16 protein-coding genes and 1 pseudogene are annotated in these 17,993 nt (G+C 65.0%); 5 read left to right on the forward strand and 12 right to left on the reverse strand.

Translation table 11 applies throughout. The annotated features are described in order from the left end of the window. Positions 1–24 precede the first annotated feature (24 nt). Genes D1F64_RS17010 through D1F64_RS17040 form a run of 7 tightly spaced genes read right to left on the reverse strand, consistent with a single transcriptional unit; the run spans position 25 to position 8,745 of the window. Positions 25–1,020, reverse strand: a complete 996-nt coding sequence (locus tag D1F64_RS17010) for an FAD:protein FMN transferase (RefSeq protein WP_117413386.1) — start codon at positions 1,018–1,020, stop codon at positions 25–27. After that, positions 1,017–1,589, reverse strand: a complete 573-nt coding sequence (locus D1F64_RS17015; RefSeq protein WP_117413387.1) for a nitrous oxide reductase accessory protein NosL — start codon at positions 1,587–1,589, stop codon at positions 1,017–1,019. The genes D1F64_RS17010 and D1F64_RS17015 overlap by 4 nt, the downstream gene beginning before the upstream one ends. After that, the gene (locus tag D1F64_RS17020) at positions 1,586–2,416 is read right to left on the reverse strand and encodes an ABC transporter permease subunit (RefSeq protein WP_117413388.1); all 831 of its coding nucleotides are present in this window, start codon (positions 2,414–2,416) and stop codon (positions 1,586–1,588) included. The genes D1F64_RS17015 and D1F64_RS17020 overlap by 4 nt, the downstream gene beginning before the upstream one ends. A gap of 3 nt (positions 2,417–2,419) precedes the next feature. Next, positions 2,420–3,313 carry an ABC transporter ATP-binding protein gene (locus D1F64_RS17025; protein WP_117413389.1) on the reverse strand — a complete coding sequence of 298 codons (894 nt, stop codon included), beginning with the start codon at positions 3,311–3,313 and terminating at the stop codon, positions 2,420–2,422. Next, positions 3,310–4,590 carry a nitrous oxide reductase family maturation protein NosD gene (locus D1F64_RS17030; RefSeq protein WP_346432258.1) on the reverse strand — a complete coding sequence of 427 codons (1,281 nt, stop codon included), beginning with the start codon at positions 4,588–4,590 and terminating at the stop codon, positions 3,310–3,312. Before D1F64_RS17030 ends, D1F64_RS17025 begins: the two co-directional genes overlap by 4 nt. After that, positions 4,587–6,515, reverse strand: coding sequence for a TAT-dependent nitrous-oxide reductase (nosZ, locus tag D1F64_RS17035; protein ID WP_117414678.1), 1,929 nt, complete (start codon positions 6,513–6,515; stop codon positions 4,587–4,589). Before nosZ ends, D1F64_RS17030 begins: the two co-directional genes overlap by 4 nt. Before the next feature lie 25 nt (positions 6,516–6,540). Further along, the gene (locus D1F64_RS17040) at positions 6,541–8,745 is read right to left on the reverse strand and encodes a NosR/NirI family protein (RefSeq protein WP_248304494.1); all 2,205 of its coding nucleotides are present in this window, start codon (positions 8,743–8,745) and stop codon (positions 6,541–6,543) included. 453 nt (positions 8,746–9,198) lie between these two features. On the opposite strand from D1F64_RS17040, the gene D1F64_RS17045 reads away from it, so the two are divergent. From D1F64_RS17045 to D1F64_RS17065, 5 genes and pseudogenes are all read left to right on the forward strand, one after another. Then, complete coding sequence (locus tag D1F64_RS17045) at positions 9,199–9,930, forward strand: LuxR family transcriptional regulator (RefSeq protein WP_117413390.1); 732 nt, start codon at positions 9,199–9,201, stop codon at positions 9,928–9,930. A 98-nt stretch (positions 9,931–10,028) separates the two neighbouring features. Continuing rightward, a complete protein-coding gene (locus tag D1F64_RS17050; protein ID WP_117413391.1) occupies positions 10,029–10,679 on the forward strand; it encodes an acyl-homoserine-lactone synthase in 651 nt (216 codons plus the stop codon). A 72-nt stretch (positions 10,680–10,751) separates the two neighbouring features. Further along, entirely contained in the window at positions 10,752–11,498 is a 747-nt protein-coding gene (locus tag D1F64_RS17055; RefSeq protein WP_117413392.1) for a LuxR family transcriptional regulator, read from the forward strand. Between the two features lie 101 nt (positions 11,499–11,599). Continuing rightward, positions 11,600–12,148, forward strand: coding sequence for an HPF/RaiA family ribosome-associated protein (locus tag D1F64_RS17060; RefSeq protein WP_117413393.1), 549 nt, complete (start codon positions 11,600–11,602; stop codon positions 12,146–12,148). A 112-nt stretch (positions 12,149–12,260) separates the two neighbouring features. Continuing rightward, positions 12,261–12,856 (forward strand): annotated as a pseudogene (locus tag D1F64_RS17065) (protein-L-isoaspartate(D-aspartate) O-methyltransferase). A gap of 36 nt (positions 12,857–12,892) precedes the next feature. Here D1F64_RS17065 and D1F64_RS17070 read toward each other — a convergent pair. The 5 genes from D1F64_RS17070 to D1F64_RS17090 all read right to left on the reverse strand — a co-directional run bounded on the left by D1F64_RS17070 (position 12,893) and on the right by D1F64_RS17090 (position 17,944). Next, positions 12,893–13,699, reverse strand: coding sequence for an enoyl-CoA hydratase/isomerase family protein (locus D1F64_RS17070; protein ID WP_117413394.1), 807 nt, complete (start codon positions 13,697–13,699; stop codon positions 12,893–12,895). A gap of 3 nt (positions 13,700–13,702) precedes the next feature. After that, a complete protein-coding gene (locus D1F64_RS17075; RefSeq protein ID WP_117413395.1) occupies positions 13,703–14,983 on the reverse strand; it encodes a TRAP transporter large permease in 1,281 nt (426 codons plus the stop codon). A 3-nt stretch (positions 14,984–14,986) separates the two neighbouring features. Next, entirely contained in the window at positions 14,987–15,499 is a 513-nt protein-coding gene (locus D1F64_RS17080; RefSeq protein WP_117413396.1) for a TRAP transporter small permease subunit, read from the reverse strand. A 217-nt stretch (positions 15,500–15,716) separates the two neighbouring features. Continuing rightward, positions 15,717–16,700, reverse strand: coding sequence for a TRAP transporter substrate-binding protein (locus tag D1F64_RS17085; RefSeq protein WP_117413397.1), 984 nt, complete (start codon positions 16,698–16,700; stop codon positions 15,717–15,719). 50 nt (positions 16,701–16,750) lie between these two features. Then, a complete protein-coding gene (locus tag D1F64_RS17090) occupies positions 16,751–17,944 on the reverse strand; it encodes an aminotransferase class V-fold PLP-dependent enzyme (RefSeq protein WP_117413398.1) in 1,194 nt (397 codons plus the stop codon). Positions 17,945–17,993 lie beyond the last annotated feature (49 nt).

Here is a 17,993-nt window from a genome sequence, read left to right on the forward strand (position 1 = left end):
CCTGCGTTCGCATGCCCATTGGCGTCAGCCGCCCAGCCACAGGCCGGCCCCCTCCCCCGTGACGAGCCGGGCGCGCGCGCCGGGATAGGCCGCGAGCATGCGCCCAAGCATTGCGCGATCGCAAACGAGGGCGGCGGTCGACAGGCCATCGGCCACAACGGCGCGATCCGCCATGACACTGACGCCGCGCAGACCCGAGCGGACCGGAAGGCCGTCGCGCGGATCGAGAATGTGACCGACATGCCCGGCGGCATCGAACGTCGTGCCAAGGCCGGCGGAACTGGCAAGCGCCCCGTCGCGCAACCGGATGCGCTCTGCCGCCGCGCCCGCGCTGTGGTCGGGATCGAGCCCGACGCGCCAGCCATCGCCGGCCGCATCCGAGCCATGCGCACGGATCTCGCCGAGGTCGACCAGGATGTCGCGCAGTCCGTCCGCGTGCAAAAGATCGCTGATCCGGTCCGTCACGAACCCCTGGGCGATACCATTCAATGTCAGCGCCATGCCCGGGCGCGTCAGACGGATCTCGTGCGGTGCGACCCGCACATGATGGAATCCGACGCAGCCGAGCGTCGCGGCGATGGCCTCGGCGGCCGGCCCGCTCCCGCCGCCTGCGTAATGCTCGGCATAGAGCCGCCATAGCGGCTGCACCGTCGGATCGAAGGCTCCGCCGCTGAGCTGATGCAGGGTGCGGGCGTAGCCCAGCAGGTCGACCAGATCGAGCGGCGGCGCCTCGAGCCGTCCGTCCCGGTTGAGCCGGCTCAGCGCGCTGTCGCCTTGATACAGGCTGAAGACCGCCTCAAGCCGGCGGATCTCCGCCCGCGCGCGCGCCAGCAGATCCCCGGCCACGGCCGCGTCGGCATGATAGATCCGGATTTCGGCGTCCGCGCCCAGCGCGACGCCGCGCCAGCGGTGCAGCGGCAAGGCGGCGCGGCCGGCGGCGGGCAGAAGAGCCGTGCCGAATGCCGCGGCGGAAATCGCCAGGAAACGGCGGCGGCTCGGGGTGGACCAGGATCCGGTCATTGCATGGCCTCCGTCAGGTGAACCGCGGGGGAGATCGAGGAGGTTCGCGCCGCGTCATCACGCATCACCGGAGCCAGAACATAATCGTCCGGGATCTCCGCAAGCCGAAGGATGGCGCCGCCCTCGCTGGCGACCAGCGCTTCGGCGCCCGCGCGCGTGCCGAAGGGGATCGCCTCGGGCGCCCCCATGCCGCCGGCCCGGGCGCTGCCGACGACGAACCAGGCCTCGGTGGCGTCGATCCAGTTGTCAATGCCAGGATCCGACCAGCTTTCCGCCCTGTCCATATCGCTCACGTAGATCGCGACATAGTCCTTGGGCTCCTCCGGCAGGCGGGTGAAGGCAACGGCGTCGCGCACCTGGGTGAACCACAGCGGATGGGGATTGCCGGCGAGATGGATCTGCGCCTTGGGGCCTTCGTGCTCAAGGACCGTCATCTGGCAATAGTGTCCGGCGGCGTCCTCGGTCAGCGCGACGGCGGCGGGCTTGGCCAGCGGACCCTCCTCCTGACAGCCGGAAAGCAGCGTTGCGATGGCGACAAGCGGGGCGAAAACGATAGGAAGCCGGATCATGGCGTGATCCTCCGGACCAGGGCTACGGCAAGCAACAAGGCCAACAGCGTGAAACCGGCCATCGACGCCAGCGCCGCGACAGGCGGGAACGGCAGGCTGTCGGCGACGCCGGCCATGCCGCCGACGAGCGTGTTGGCGCCAAGCGCCGAAAGGTTGAACAGACGGAAGGCGTCGGCGGGATTGAGCAGGATGGCGAGCGGAAAGACCCGGGTGGCGAACAGGCCGCCAGGGGCGGCGACGAGCGCGCCCAAAAGCGCCAGGTCATAGAGGACGACAAGCACCAGCCAGGCGCCAACGGAGAGTGCGGCCGCCGTGCTGCCCTGGCCCGCCAGGGCGCTCAACACGTACCCGATGGCGAGGAACGCCAGACCAAGCAGCGCCGAGGTGCCGATCAGCCGGGCGAAATCGATCAGGCCCGCGAGCGAGCCCCCGCCGGTCGCGAACAGCAAGGCCGCGGTGATGCCGTAGCCGATGACCAGCGCCAGCACGAGCACGCACAGATGGCCGAGCGCCTTGCCGAGCAGGAATTCGGCCCGCGAGATCGGGCAGGAGAAGATCAGCAGCAGCGTGCCGCGGTCGATCTCGCCGGCGATGGCGTCAAAGCCCAGCAGCAGGGCGATCAGCGGCACCAGATAGACCGACAGGCTGGCAAGCGAGGCGACCGTGATCGTCATGCGATCGATGCCGAGCGCGCCCGCCGGCGCGGATCCGAGCAGCGCCAGCGCCAGCGAGAAAGCCGCCAGGATCAGGGTCGCCAGCAGGATCCAGCGGTTGCGCAGGCCGATGCGGATTTCCTGGACGGCCACGGTCAGGATGCGTGTCAGCATGGCTCAATGCTCCTTCGCGGCTTCGCCGGAAAAATGGCGGTAGACATCATCGAGACTGGGCAGGGCAACGTCGATATCGGTGACCAGCGGCCCCAGAGCGGTGATCGCGGCGAGCCGCGCAAGCTTGTCGTCGGGCGCGCACACGAGCTCGACGCCCTGGCCGTTGACGCGTGCACCGCCGAGCTTCGCGGCGACGGCCGCGGGATCGCTGGCCTGAACCCGCAGGCGGATCGGCAGCCCGGCCGCGCCGCGCAGCTTCGACAGGGTGTCGTCGGCGACGAGCCTGCCCCTGGACAAGATCAGAATCCGGTCGGTGCGCGCCTCGACCTCCGTCAAGGCGTGCGACGACAACAGCACGGTGGCGCCGAGGCCCGCGACTTCCTCGACCAGTTCGTAGAAATTCTGCCGCGAAATCGGATCGAGCCCGCTGGTCGGCTCGTCGAGCAGCACCAGCCTCGGACGGCCGATCAGCGCCTGGGCGAGGCCGAGCCGTTGGCGCATACCCTTGGAATAGGTGCCGACACGGCGCTTGCCGGCCTCGGCGAGACCGACGCGCTCGAGCAGCGCCACCGCCTTGGCCGGATCCTCACCCTTGAGCCGGGCGTAAAAGCGCAACACTTCCTCGCCGCTCAGCGTCTTCTGGAAGGCCACGGCCTCCGGCAGATAGGCCGAAGCGCCGCGCGCGGCGGCGCTGCCCGGAGCCGCATCCAGAACCGCGATCGAGCCGCTGTCGGGGCGCAGGAAGCCGAGGATCATCTTGAACAACGTGGTCTTGCCGGCGCCATTGTGGCCGAGCAGCGCGACGCGCTCGCCCGCGGCGAGATCAAAGCTCACACCCCGGATGACCGGACGCCGGTCGAAGGCGAGACTGACGGTGTCGAGCGACAGGATGCTCATCCCTGAACTCCGGCGTGAGGCGTGGAAAGGACCGGCGCATGCATCAGCGGCGCTGAATCGACGATACCGCCGGGCAGCAGCGCGAGGAACTGCGATTGCGTCCAGCGCAGCAGCTGCACGGCCGGGCTGCCGGTCAAGAGCTTGGCCGCCGGCTGGGTCCACAGGATCTGATCGACGATGTCGTTGGGGCGAAAGACCGTGTCGGCGATGCCGTCGCCGTTGACGTCGAAGGCGGCATGGTCGCTCCAGTAGTTGCCGCGGCCACCGGCGCTCCAATCGAGATTGCGCGTTCCGACGTATTTCACCTGGGTCTGGTTGCCGACAAAGGCATTGCCGGCAAAGGTGTTGCGCGCCGAGCCGGCGGTGAAATGGATGCCGATCGGACAGCGCTCGAACCGGTTGCCGGTGACCTGGTTCTTGTTGGCGTTGTACATGAACAGGCACTTCTCGCCGCCGCCCCGCACCAGGTTGCCGGAGATCACCGCGTCGTTGGCGTAGTTCAGCATCAGGCCGTGATCGCGGTCGCCGATCGAGACATTGTCCTTGATCAGCAGGCCTGAGGAGAACATGAGGGCGTAGCCGATGGTGTTGCCGGTCGAGACGTTGCCGACGATCTCGCCATCGTTGCCGTGCATGTAATGGATGGCGAAGCGCAGATCCTCGAAGCGGTTGGCGCGCAGGACGTCGGCCTTGCTGGTGTTGACGAAAATACCGTCGCGGCCGAAGCGGATGGTGTTGTACTCGGCGAGGAGCCGCGGCGCGTTCCAGACATAGATGCCGTTGCCGCGCTCGTTCGGCCTGAGGTCGCGCCGGCCCTCGATCAGGTTGTTGGAGACGCGCGTATCGGCCGGACCGTGCACATCGACGCCGACGAGATTGTCGAGCATGCGGTTGTCGCGCACGACGGCGCGGTCGGCCTTGTCGGTCAGTTTCACGGCGGCATCAAGCGTCTGCTGCGACAGGCCCGAGCCGGTCAGCGTCAGCCCGGCGATCGTGACGTCGGGCGCGTCGACCGTGATCACGCTGCCGGTGCCCGACCCGGCGATGGTGGCCAGGCCTTCGCCGAGCAGCGTCAGGGGCCGGTCAATGACAACCGGCCCTTCGTGCGTGCCTGGCGCGAGCCGGAGAACATCCCCGGCCCGCGCGGTTCCGATGGCCATGACAAGCGCGCCGGGCCCAGCCGCGACCGCGCGCTCCGCCGCACCCGCCGGCGCGAGAGCGCCGGCGAGGAGACAGACCGTGAGGCCGATGATGGGGACGGCGCGCCTCATCGTCATGCCGCGCGCGGCTCGACGAACATGCGGCCGCGCATTTCCATGTGCAGCGCATGGCAGAACCACTGGCAGTAGAACCAGTGTACGCCGGGGCGTTCCGCGATGAAGGTGACGGACGCGGTGGCCTGCGGCGCGACTTCCATCGCCACCCCGAAGTTCGACATGCAGAAGCCGTGTGTCAGATCGTCGATGTCATCGATATTGGTGACGTAGACGGTGACCTCGTCGCCCTGCTTGACGGTGAACTTCTCGAGGCTGAAAGTCGGTGCGGTCGAATACATGTAGACCCGCACCTTGTTGCCGTCGCGAATGACGTCGGCGGCATCCTCCAGTTCGACGCCATCGGCCTTGGCCTGAGCCACCGCGTCGGCGAACATCGGGTTGTCGCGGTTCCAGACGTTCACCGGGTTGACGATCGAGGCCTTGACCAGAATCACGTCATGCGGCTCGGCAAACGTCGGGCCGTCATGCACGACCTTCATCTCGTCCGTGGAGATGTCGATCAGCTGCTCATTCTCCGGCTTCAGAGGACCGACGTTCAGGAAGCGGTCCTTGGAGAATTTGTTGAGCGAGACCAGCCATTTGCCATCGGCGTCCTTTGTTTCGCCCATGGTCGTGTGGTTGTGGCCCGGCTGGTAGTGAACATCGACCTTGGAGATAATCGGATCGACATCCTCGCCCGCGTAGGCGCGGATCGCCTTGTCGATGTTCCATTTGACGATCTGACTGTCGAGGAACAGCGTGGTGTAGGCGTCGCCCTTGCCGTCAAAGGCGGTGTGGAGCGGACCAAGGCCCAGTTCCGGCTCGGCCACGATGCACGACCGCGGATCGGCGTCACTGTCGAAAAGCGCGTCGACTTTGGTCACGTCGATCACCGAACAGGTCGGCGACAGCTTGCCGTTGATGACCACGTGTTTTTGGTCCGGCGCCGTGTTGCAGCCATGCGGGCTGTTGGGGATCGGCACGTAGCGCGTGTACTTCGACCCCTTGCGTCCGTCGATCACCGGCACACCGTTCAGCATCTGAACGTCTCCGGCGGCGACGCCCTCCTCGATGCGCTTGATGTTGAAGATGACGACGTGATCGAGCTCGCTCTCCGTCATCTCGGCCAGATTCATGCCCATTTCCGAGTTGTAGCTGGTCGAGAAGGCGTATTTGCCCTGGTAGTCGGCATCGCAGTTGTCGAGGTTGCCGGAAACGATGACCTGCCAGGCAACCTTCATCTCGTCGCCATCGATGGCTGTGAAGACGCAGGCGTACTGGGACGGATCGTCGAGGATCTTGCCGTCGTTGACCAGCGGCGCCTCATGCTCGCCATTGGCGAAGACATAGCCGGTGCGCGGAAACTTCTGCGGCCGCAGGCCGTGAATGTCGTGCGCGTTCGGGATCTCGATGATCTTGTCGCATTTCATCGTCTTGCAGTCGATGCGCGCAACGCGGGTGTTCGCCTTGTCGTTGGCGAACAGGTAGCGCCCATCGTAGGTGCCGTCGGTGAACGACATGTGCGGGTGATGGAGATCGCCGTTGTCGTAGGTCTCCTTGCCCTGGGCGGCGAGATAGGCCTTGGTTTCGGGCAGCAGGCCCTCGGTCAGGATCTTCTTCGATTCGTTGGTCTGGCCCCATCCCGTCGCCGAGCAACGGTTGAACACCGGAATGCGCATCAGTTCGCGCATCGACGGCATTCCGAGAATACGCACCTCGCCCGTCTGGCCGGACGACCAGAAGCCGTAATATTCATCCAGTTCGCCCGGCGCGAGTTCGAACGCCTGTCCGTGCTCCGCCGCCTGGACGCTTTGAGCGCCCGACAGCGCCACGGCTCCCATGCCGGCGACGATCGCGGTCTTGGCTGTGCCGCCGAGCAGGTCGCGTCGCGACAGGCCCGAATGTTCGTTATGGTCATTGCCCGTGTGTTCGTTCTGGTCTTTCATGGCAAACTCCTTGTCGTTCCTTACGTTATTCGGCCGGTGCGAGAACATCCCGCGCGGTGTTGCCGTCCGGCCCGGAAATCCCGGTCTGCGCCTCAAACCGCTGGCGCCTGGCGAGCTTCTTGATGCAGACGGGACATTTCTGATCGTGCTGATAGAGCACCTGGCAATGCAGGCAGTTCAGACACTCGTTGGGATTGATGTTGCCTTCGGGATGGATGGCCTGGACCATGCATTCCTTGGCGCAGCGCTGGCAGGGGTTGCCGCACTCGCGATAGCGCTTGAGCCAGTCGAACATGCGCAGCCGTGCCGGAATGGCCAGCGCCGCGCCCAGCGGGCACAGATAGCGGCAATAGAAGCGCTCGATGAAGAGACCGGCACCCAACAGCACCACGACGAAGGTGACATACGGCCAGGCGCGCTGGAATTTCAGGATGATCGCGGTCTTGAACGGCTCGACCTCGGCATAATGCTCGGCGACGTCGAGCGAATAGAGCGACAGGCCGAACAAGGCGAGAAAGATCATGTATTTGAGCGGCCACAGCCGTTCGTGCAGCCCCCAGGGCACCTCGATTTGAGGGATGCGGGCGAGCTTGGCCAGCCGGTTGGTCAGTTCCTGCAAGGCGCCGAACGGGCACAGCCAGCCGCAATAGGCGCCGCGCCCCCAAAACAGCAGCGCGGCGGCGACCGAGAACCACAGCAGGAACACCAGTGGATCAAGCAGGAAGGCGTTCCAGCTGAACTCGCTGGTCAGCGACGAGAAGAAGGCCAGCACATTGACGACGGAAAGCTGCGCGTTCTGGATCCAGCCGAGCCAGACGAGCGTGAACACGAGAAAGACGATGCGGAACCAGAAGGTGAAGCGCTCATGCCGCGTCACCTGCATCTGGAAGAAGAACACCGCGCTGAGCAGCGCCACGGCACCGGCCAGAATGAGAATGTCGATCTTGCGCGCCTCCCAGATACGCAGCCACAGTTTCTGCGTCGCCGCGCGTTCGTCGCCGGCCGCGGACGCGGCAGGCACGCCCGGCGCGGCTGCTGTTGAGGCGACCGGCTCGCTCTTCAGGTAGCGCGCCGGCAGCCGGTAGCCGAGATCGAACGTCAGGAAGACCTTGTCGATGGCGCCGATGGCGCGCTGCACGAGCAGCTGAAGGCGGAATTCACTGGCCGGGTCAAAGCCGGACCCAGCCGGGATGATGAAGAGATCGGCTTCGGTGAACGCCGGCGCGCCATCGGTCGCGATCTCGCGCACACGCTGGTGCTGCCGGTCGCGGAACCGGACCGATATGTCTCCCTGGATAAGCTGGATACGGTCGAAGATGCCGCCGCGCACGTAACCCGATCCCTTGAAGGAATAGCGGCCGCGGCCCATCACCAGGATCGCGTGTTCTCCCTCCTTGAGGCGCGCGCGCAGGTTGGCGTACTCCGCCTCCCCCAGCAGCGAAAGGCCGATGGCGGGCACATCGGCGAGCGCCAGATACATATCGACGTAATTGTCCGTGTCGGGCCCGTGCTCCGGTCGCGCGATCGCCGTCGCGTCCCCCTGGGCCGCGAAGGCCTCGTTGATCTGACCGACATCGAGCGACAGCCGGCGGACCGAACCGTCTCCCGTCAGGGCCATCCAGTCGCGCGTCTCGCGCAGCTGCTCATCGATGACCCGCTTTGGTCCGGTCGCCGCGAGCGGTTCCGCAAGGCCGCCCAGACCGAGCATCCGGGCGACCTTGAGGCCGCCGCGCACGATCGAGTCGTCGATGATCATGATGGTGACGGTTGCGCCCGAGATGATGTCGAGATCGTGCGCCGAGCCGCCGGCGGCCGCTTCCGCCTTCAGGTCCAGCCCGACATATTCGGCGATGACCGCGCGGATTTTCTTCTCCGGAATGCCGATCAGCACGATCGGTTCGGAATGTTTGACGAGGCGCACGCCCGTCAGCACCGCCTCGGAATCGATGCCGACCAGCGTGTGGATCGGCTTGCCGGAATACCCCGTGGTCGAGACGAAGTCGGACGTCAGGAACACCCAGCCGACGGTCTCGCCATCCTTCAGCGCCGGAACCACCGGGACGTCGCTCCGCATCGCCCCGTAGGCATCGGCACCGGGGACCATTTCGGCCACGGGAACCGCGTCGAGGAACGCCGGAAGGTCCGCGGCGCCGGCCGCGCCGGACAGGCAGAGGGCGAACGCGACACACGCCGCGCTCAGGCAGCAACGAAAGGCCTTGAGAAACGCCACGTCTCACTCCGACTCAGATTCCGGTCCAATTCCTGCGGACCATGAGCTTCAGAGGCGCGCGACACATTGACGTTGATCAATTCAATCAACTTTTGGAGTATATTAGCATTATTGAATTCTTTCGGAGATTTACAAGAATTGCATCAAAGATATAGGGAAAGTTACTTAATGTAAGCAACCTGCAATCCCTGCGTTACAAGCATCACGACCCAAAGCGCGCCAGTGCCGTGGCCCGCAGCGTGGCGCGCCACCGTCCGCCGGCGTCATGACGCCTCATGCTGGCCGGGACGTTTCAGGCGCGACAGGGACGGCCGCCGGTCCAACGCCAAAGATTCTCCGGGCGGGTTGTGCGGATCACAATCAGAAAAGGCGGAAAGCGACGCAACGTTATTCATCATAAATAACAATGCGCATGATACTATTCCCCGCAAGGGCCGAGATGGGGGTGATGTGATGAAGCTCGAAAGTGCATTTTCCATACTCATCGATGAATTCGAAACCATTGAAACCATTGCCGAGGGCCGGGTGTTGCTGCGCCGGATCGCCGATCTCTACGGCCTGCGTCATGCGGTGTACTTCGCCTCGCGCGTGCCGGAGCTGACCACGCGCGAACCCTATATCGCGACCACCTATTCCGAGCCTTGGATCCGGCACTACCAGGAGATGGGGTTCGTGGAGATCGACCCGGTGCTGCGCGCCGGTCTGCTGCAGATGCTGCCGACCGACTGGTCGACGTTCGACCGCAGCCAGCCGATGGTGCGCCGCATGTTCGGCGAAGCGGACGAGTTCGGCGTGGGCTGCCAGGGCATGACCTTTCCCATCCGCGGCGCACATGGCGAGGCGGCGATGTTCTCGATCACCAGCGACGCCTCGGACCGGGACTGGAAATTCCTGAAGGCCTTTTACATGCGCGACTTCCAGACCATCGCCAACTTCGTGCACGAGATGGTGCTGCGCACCGAGGACGTGCGGCCGAAGTGCCCGAAACTGAGCCCGCGCGAGCTGGAATGCCTGAAGTGGGCCGCCGCCGGCAAGACCTACGCCGACATCGCGACGATCCTCAACATCAACGTGAGCACCGTGAAGACATACATGGAGTTCGCCCGCGCCAAGCTCAACACGCTCAACACCACCCATTCGGTGGCCAGGGCAATGTCCGCGCGATTGATCAATCTGTCAGAATAACAAACCCGGACGGCGGCCCCTATTCCGCCATTCAGCCGAGTGTTCAGCGCGCTCGCTTCGCATGACCATCGCCTCCTCACCTAACACGAGAGGCGACAATGATCAGGCTCATCCAAGGAATTGACCGATACCAGCACGCGTTCGAAGTCGATCGGATGCACACCATTCGCGCCAGCGTGTTCCACGACCGGCTGAAGTGGGATGTGACGGTGGAGGACGGCTGGGAAATCGACCGCTTCGACGACTGCAATCCGTTGTATGTCGTGTCCATCGACCCGGAAACGGACGACGTGCGCGGCTCGGTGCGGCTGCTGCCCACCACCGGACCCAACATGCTGCGCGACGTGTTCCACGCGCTGCTGCCCGACGGTGAAAGGGTCTGCAGCCCCTTGATCTGGGAAAGCTCGCGCTTCTCCGTCGATCCGGAATACGCCTGCGCATCGCGCTCGCCCGGCCAGGTCAGTGAGATCACGGTGGAACTGCTGCTGGGCATGGCGGAGATCGGCAAGCTGGTGGGGCTCACGCACGTGGTCTCCGTCTATGACGCGGCGATGGCGCGGGTGTTCCGCAAGGCCCGGTGCAAGGCCGAACTCGTCGGCACGCCGAAGGTGTTCGGCCGCGTCATGACCTATGCCGGGCTGTTCGCCACCGACGACGCGATGATCGAGGCGCTGCGCGAGGTCAGCGGCATCCGGGACTCGGTGTTCGAGAAGGTGCCTGCCACCCACCCGCTGGCGGCTTTTGTCTGACACCCCGCTCCACAAGGCGGCCGCGGCCGCCTTGTGGAGACGTGCGGCAAGCCACCGGACGAGACACGACAGATGATGAGAGACCCCACCTCAATGCCGGCCATGTCGCAGTTCGCGGAAACCTGGAGCGCCGCGTCCGACGATCACACGATGGCGGATTGCCTGCGGGCGTTCTGCGCGGAGTTCGGCTTTTCCCACGCCACCTATTTCGGAACCAGGCTGCCGGTGCACTCCGGCGGCAACGACGTGCTGGTCACCACCTATTCCTCCGACTGGATCTCGCATTACGTGTCGATGGACTACCGGCGGCTGGATCCGGTGCTGTCGCTGGGCTCCCAGGTGATGGCGCCGCTCAACTGGGCCGACATCCCGCGCAAGGACCCGGCGGTGCGGGCCTTTTTCGACGAGGCGGCGGCCTTCGGCATCGGCCAACAGGGCCTCACGGTGCCGATGAAGGGCATCTTCGGCAACACCATCCTGTTTTCGCTCAACGCCCACACGGGCGCGCGCGAGTGGCGGCGGTATTGCACAACGCACAAGCACGAGATCGTCCGCACCGCGAAGGCGATGCACCGTGAAATCGCCAACGCCTACAGCCGGTGCCCGGTCGGCACCGACAGCCCCCTGTCGAAACGCGAGGTGGAAAGCCTCTATTGGGCGGCGAAGGGCAAGACGGCATGGGAAACGGCCAAGATCCTCGGGCTGACGGAGCGCACGGTCTCCTTCTACCTGAAGAATTCCTATGTGAAGCTGGACGCCGCGTCCAAGGCGCACGCGGTGGCGATCGCGCTGGACTGCGGGCTGATCAACACCGGCTGACGAGCGCCGTTGACATTCATCAATGAGGCCGCGGCGATCATGCCCGATGATGCGCAGACGCCGCAGGGACGGCGCACCGACAGTCGAACGGGAGGAACGCCGTGCAGGTGGACCCGCAGATCACCTATCGCAACATGGAACCGTCCGCGCATGTGGAGGAGCGCATCCACGAGCGCATCGCCAAGCTCGAGGAATTCCACGGCCGCATCACCTCGTGCCGGGTAACGGTGGAGGCGCCGCACCAGCGCGGCCAGAAGGGCGAGATCTACAAAATCAGCATCGACGTCGAGGTGCCTGGCGGACACGTCGTCGTCAACCGCGAACCGGGCAAGAACCACGCCCATGAAGACGTGCTGGTGGCCATCCGCGACGCCTTCAATGCCGCGCAGCGACAACTCGAGGACCACGTGCGCAAGACCGGCGGCATTCACGTGAAGGACCATCCCCCGAAGACCCACGGCAAGGTCACGGACAAGTTCGTGGACGAGGCCTATGGCTTCATCGACGCGGCCGACGGGCGCCGCTTCTTCTTCCGCGCCGACAGCGTTAACGGCCAGGGCTGGAACGACATGGAGATCGGCAGCCAGGTGCATTTCACCGAGATGGACGGCGAGATGGGTCTGCACGCGGTGTCCGTGACGGTGATCTAGGGTCGTCCGCATGGCCAAAACCGACGATCAGGCGTTCCGGGAATCGCGCGACTGGATGGTCAGCCACCAGCTCGAGGCGCATGGCATCGACGACAACCGCACGCTCGCCGCCATGCGCAGGGTGCCGCGCCACCTCTTCGTGCCCGCCGAGATGCGCGCCTACGCCTACGACGATTCTCCCCTGCCCATCGGCGAGGGACAGACGATCTCGCAGCCCTACATGGTGGCGATGATGACCCAGGCGCTGGCGCTCAGGGGCGGCGAAAAGGTGCTGGAAATCGGCACCGGCTCGGGCTACGCCGCCGCGGTTCTTGCGGAAATCGCCCGTGACGTGATCACCATCGAGCGCATCGAGGCTCTGGCAAACCGCGCCCGCCGCGATCTCCAGCGCGCGGGCTGTTCCAACGTTACCGTAATCTGCGGTGACGGCACCCGGGCTGGGAGGCCGAGGCGCCCTACGACGGCATCGTGGTCACCGCAGGCGGCCCGAAGGTGCCCGAAAGCCTGAAGCGCCAGCTCAAGATCGGCGGGCGTCTCGTCATTCCCGTGGGCAGCGCGCCGCGCTTCCAGAACCTCATGCGCGTCACGCGCAGAAGCGAGGACGACTACAGCGAGGAAAATCTCGGCGGCGTGCTGTTCGTGCCGCTGATCGGCGAGGAAGGCTGGGGCAGCGAGATGGCAATGCCCAGACAGCCGATCGAGGAGTGAGGGACCGGCGCGCCGTTCCCCTCAGCCACCATGCCTTCAGCGGCCCTTCCAGTCGGGCTTGCGCTTGGCCAAAAAGGCTTCCATGCCCTCGCGGAAATCCTCGCTCATATAGCACATCTCGATGAGATCGTGGTCCTTGAGCAACAACTGCTGGGCTTCCTTGAGACGGCGCAGCGCCTCCTTGGTGGCGCGCAGGGTGAGCGGCGCGAAGGTGGCCATCTGCTCGGCGAGTTCCCGCGCCCGCGCCAGCAGCGCCTCCTGGCTGTCGAGCACTTCGGCCACCAGACCCAGCGCGGAGGCCTCCTGCGCGCCGACCAGCCGCGCGGTGAACAGCAGCTCACGGGTGCGGCCGGCGCCGACCAGCGAGACCAGGCGCATCAGGTTGGAGGTCGACAGGCAGTTGCCAAGCGTGCGGGCGATGGGAAAGCCGAATTTCAGGTCACCGGAGCACAGGCGCAGATCGCAGGCCGCCGCGATCCCCGCCCCACCCCCGGTGCAGGCGCCGTGCATGGCCGCGATCGTCGGCACGGGGCAGCGTTCAATGTCGCCCATCACCTTGTCGATGCGCTGCTCGTAGTCCAGCGCGTCCTGCGGTGTCTTGAAGGCGCGAAACTGGGCGATGTCGGTGCCGGCGGCAAACGCCTTGTCGCCGGCGCCGGTGATGATGATGGCCTTCACCGAGCCGTCCGTCGGCGTGGTGCGGCAGATTTCGGCCAGCCCCTCGTACATGGCGAAGGTTAGCGCGTTGCGCGCCTGCGGCCGGTTCAGGGTGACATGGCCGATGCCGTCGCGGACCTCATAGAGGAGTTCGTCCGCGGCCGTGTCCAGTTCAGTCTCGCTCATGCATCACCTGTAAAAATAGTCGACGAGGAACATCGGGATCGACGGAATGTAGGTGCACATGAGCAGCACAGTCAAAAGCACGGCGACAAAATAGATATTGACCTTCGAGACTTCCCAGATGTTGGCCCGCGCGATCGAGCACGCGGTGATCAGGACGCTGGCCACCGGAGGCGTCTGCTGGCCGATGGCGAGGTTGAGGGTCACGACAAGGCCGAAGTGGACCGGATCGATGCCGACCTGCTGGATCAGCGGGATGACGATGGGCACCACCAGGATGATGGCGGCGGCCGAATGCAGGAAGAAACCGATCACCAGGAAGAAGACGTTCAGGATCAGCAATATGGCGTACTTGTTGGTTGTGAACGCCAGGATTTCCGCGGCGATTTCCTGGGGGATCTGGGCACGAGTGAGAAACCCGCCCATCAGCACCGAGGCCGCCACCAGCACCATCACGACGGCGGTCTGCATGCCGCCGTCGAGCATGGCGCTCTTCAGCCGGCGGAAGTCGACCTCATTGTAGTAGAGACCGATGACGATGGAGGCGAGCACCGCGAGACCGGCTGCTTCCGTGGCGGTGACGAAGCCGCCGAAAATGCCGCCAAGAATGATCACCGGCAGCGCGAAGGTCGGCAGCGCGTCGATAAACGCCGCCCTGAGCGTCGGCAGGCTGAACGCCTCCTCGACGGGGAAGTCGTACTTGCGCGCGAACGCGTAGGCGACGCCCATCAGCCCGGCCGCACCAAGCAGCCCCGGCACCACGCCGGCGACAAAGAGCTGCTCAACGGATGTGTTGGCGGAGACCGCGTAGAGGATCATCGGGATCGACGGCGGAATGATGATGGCCAGCGAAGCGGACGACGAGGTGACGGCGGCGGAGAATGGCGCGCCGTATCCGCGTTTCTTCATCGCGGGAATAAGGATCGAGCCGATCGCCGCGACATCGGCGACGGCACTGCCGGAGATTTCGGCGAAGAACAGCGACACGCCGATGGTCACCATCGACAGGCCGCCGCGCACAAAGCCGATGAGGGCGGCGACGAAATTGATCAGCCGCTGAGAGATGCCGGCGGCGTTCATGATGGCGCCGGCGAGCACGAACATGGGGATGGCGATCAACGAGAATTTCGTCGAGCCGTCGTACATGTCCAGCGCCATGGTGACGATGCTGCCCGTGCCTTCCGTAATCACGATGCCGAGCAGGGCGGACATTCCGAGCGCGATGGCGATCGGCACGTTCAAACAGATCATCGCGACGAGAGCGACGAACATCAACAGGATCAGCATGAACTAGCCCTCGCCGTGAATTTCAGGATGCTCGAGCGACATTCCCGAGGCGGTCACGCGCCAATAGTCCGGGAAGCTCAGGATCTCCGCGATGATGAACAGGATGGCGCCGATCGGGATCACCGACTGGGTGAGCCGCACCGGCATCCAGGTCAGCGACACCAGCGTGTCGCCCTCGAGCACCTCCAGCACCTCGAGCCCGGTCCAGGCCAGCAGCGCGAAGAAGGTGAGCACGATGGCCTCCGCCACGAGCACCGCAACCATTCTCATCGGATTGGGGATGGCCAGAAGCACGCTGTCGAAACCGATATGCCGCCGCTTGAGCGCCGCCAGCGCCGCGCCGTAATAGGTGATCCAGGCCAGCAGGATGGCAGCGATCTCGTCGTACCAGGACAGCGAGTCCTCGGCGAGCCGGTAGCCGACGGCGACGATCACCACGACAGTCAGCAAGATCATCAGGATGATGGTCGTCCACTCCAGGATCCAGGTCAGGAAAGCTTGTAGTCGCCTGAGCATGCGTCAACCCGTTCCGTTGTTCCGGCCGACCGTCCCGATCCGCCCGATAGCCACAAACACTCGCCGCCTCAAGCCGTCCGCGCGATTCGGGACGCGAACCGGCAGCCCCGGGGAATCCCCGGATGACCGCGAGACGCACTCGCAGATTGCTTGAAAATGCCGATCGCAAGAAGAAGCGGAAAACGCGGCCCGGAGCGAACCCCGGGCCGCGAAACGATCAGGAACCCTTGGCGAGCGAACGGATCGTGTCGACCAGGTCCTGCGCCCCGTCAAACGATGTGCCGAATTCCTCGTAGACCGGAGCGGATGCCTCGATGAACGCCGCCTTGTCGGCCTCGTTCACCTCGATACCGCCCTCTTTCAGATTGCTGAGGAGCTCGACTTCAAGCTTCGCCGCGGTGTCGTAGACGTAGTCCTGGGTCTCGCTGCCGCAGGTGGTCAGCACGTCCTGGACGTCCTGCGGCAGGGCCGCGAAGTGCTTGTCGGAGACCAGCAGATAGCCCGGCGTGTAGACGTGGCCGGTGATCGACAGATACTTCTGCACTTCCTGGAACTTGGCGGACCAGATCTGCGCGTAAGGATTCTCCTGACCGTCGATCACGCCGGTCTGCAGCGCGGTGAAGACCTCGGAAAACGCCATCGGCGTCGGATTGGCGCCATACAGCTTGAACATCTTCACGCGCCACGCGCCCTTGGGCGTGCGCAGCTTGATGCCCTGCAGATCGGCAGGCACGTTGATCGGATGCTTGTTGTTGGTGATGTGGCGGAAGCCGTTTTCCCACACACCGATGATGCGGTAGCCCTTGGCCTTGACGGCCGGCTGCAGCTTGCTTTCCAGGATCGCCGCCTGCACCCGCCTCATGTGATCGCGGTCGCTGATGATATACGGCATCTCGAAGACGCCGAATTCATCCGCCACCGACGACATCACCGACGACGGCAGCGAGAAGGTGACCTGACCGAGCTTCAGGCGCTTGAGCAGCTCGCTGTCCTTGCCGAGCTGCGACGAACCAAACGTCTGGACTTCGGCCTTGTCGCCCAACGCCGCGTTGGCGCAGCGGGCGAATTCATTGGCGCTGGCTTCAAACAGAGACCCCGGCGCGCCGACGTGGCCGAATTTCAATTCCAGCTTTTCGGCCATGGCCGTTGTTGCCAGGACGGCGGAAAGCGCCGCGCCTGCCATTACTGTGCTGAGTTTCATCGTTTCCTCCCTCGATTGTCCTCTGCGTCTTTCTTGGTGCGATGCGCCGCTTATTCCGCGGCGTCCTCCGCCCGGGTCTGTTGCCGACCCGTTAGACAGTCAAGCGCTGCCTGTGTGCCGCCGCGCCGATACGGCACGCCGGAAAGTTCCAGTCCCATCTCCACCCCCGACAGCGTCCCCATCAGCATCAGGTCGTTGAAGTCGCCCAGATGTCCAATCCGAAAGACCCTGTCGGCGACCTTCGACAGCCCGTTGCCGAGAGACATGTTGAAGTTTTCCAGCGTCACCTTGCGGAAAGCGTCCGCGCTGTATCCTTCCGGCATCATGACCGCGGTCAGCACGCCGGAACAGTGAGCGGGAGTGTTGCACAACACCTCCAGGCCCCACGCGCGCACGGCGCGGCGCGCGGCCTCGCCATGGCTCTGGTGCCGCGCGAACACGTTGTCCAGCCCCTCCTCGTGCAGCATCGAGATGGCTTCGTTGAGGCCGTAGAGCAGATTGGTCGCCGGGGTGTAGGGGAAATATCCCGTCTCGTTGGGACCGGCCATGTCCGCCCAGTCCCAATAGGCGCGCGGCAGCCTTGCCGTCTTCGCCGCGGCCTGCGCCTTCTCGCTGACCGCGTTGAACGACAGGCCCGGCGGCAGCATCAGGCCCTTCTGCGAGCCCGCGACGGTGACGTCGACGCCCCATTCGTCATGCCGGTAGTCGAGAGAGGCGAGCGAAGAGATCGTATCCACCATCAACAGCGCGGGATGGCCCGCCGCATCAATGGCCTTGCGCACATCGGCGATCGGGCTGACGCTGCCGGTCGAGGTCTCGTTGTGGACGACGCAGACCGCCTTGATCTCGCCGGCGGTGTCGGCCCTCAGCCGGGTCTCGATCGCATCGGCGTCGGCGCCCGAACGCCAGTCGCCCTCGATGAATTCGGTGCGCAGGCCAAGACGGTCGGCGAGCTTCTTCCAAAGGGTTGCGAAATGGCCGGTCTCATACATCAACACCAGATCGCCGGGCGACATGGTGTTGACCAGGGCGGCTTCCCAGGCGCCGGTGCCGGACCCCGGAAAGATCACGACCTGGCCTTGGGTCTTGAAAATCGACTTCATTCCATCGAGCGCGCGCTTGCCCACATCGGCGAACGCCGGACCGCGATGATCCATCGTCGGCATGTCCATGGCGCGCAGCACCCGGTCGGGCACATTCGTCGGCCCGGGAATCTGAAGAAAATGTCGACCTGGCCCAGCCATGCCCGCCCTCCCGCAAGGAACAAATATCAGCGCACTTGATCGGCGCCGT

Source organism: Breoghania sp. L-A4, assembly GCF_003432385.1.
In the GTDB taxonomy this organism is placed as follows: Bacteria; Pseudomonadota; Alphaproteobacteria; order Rhizobiales; family Stappiaceae; genus Breoghania.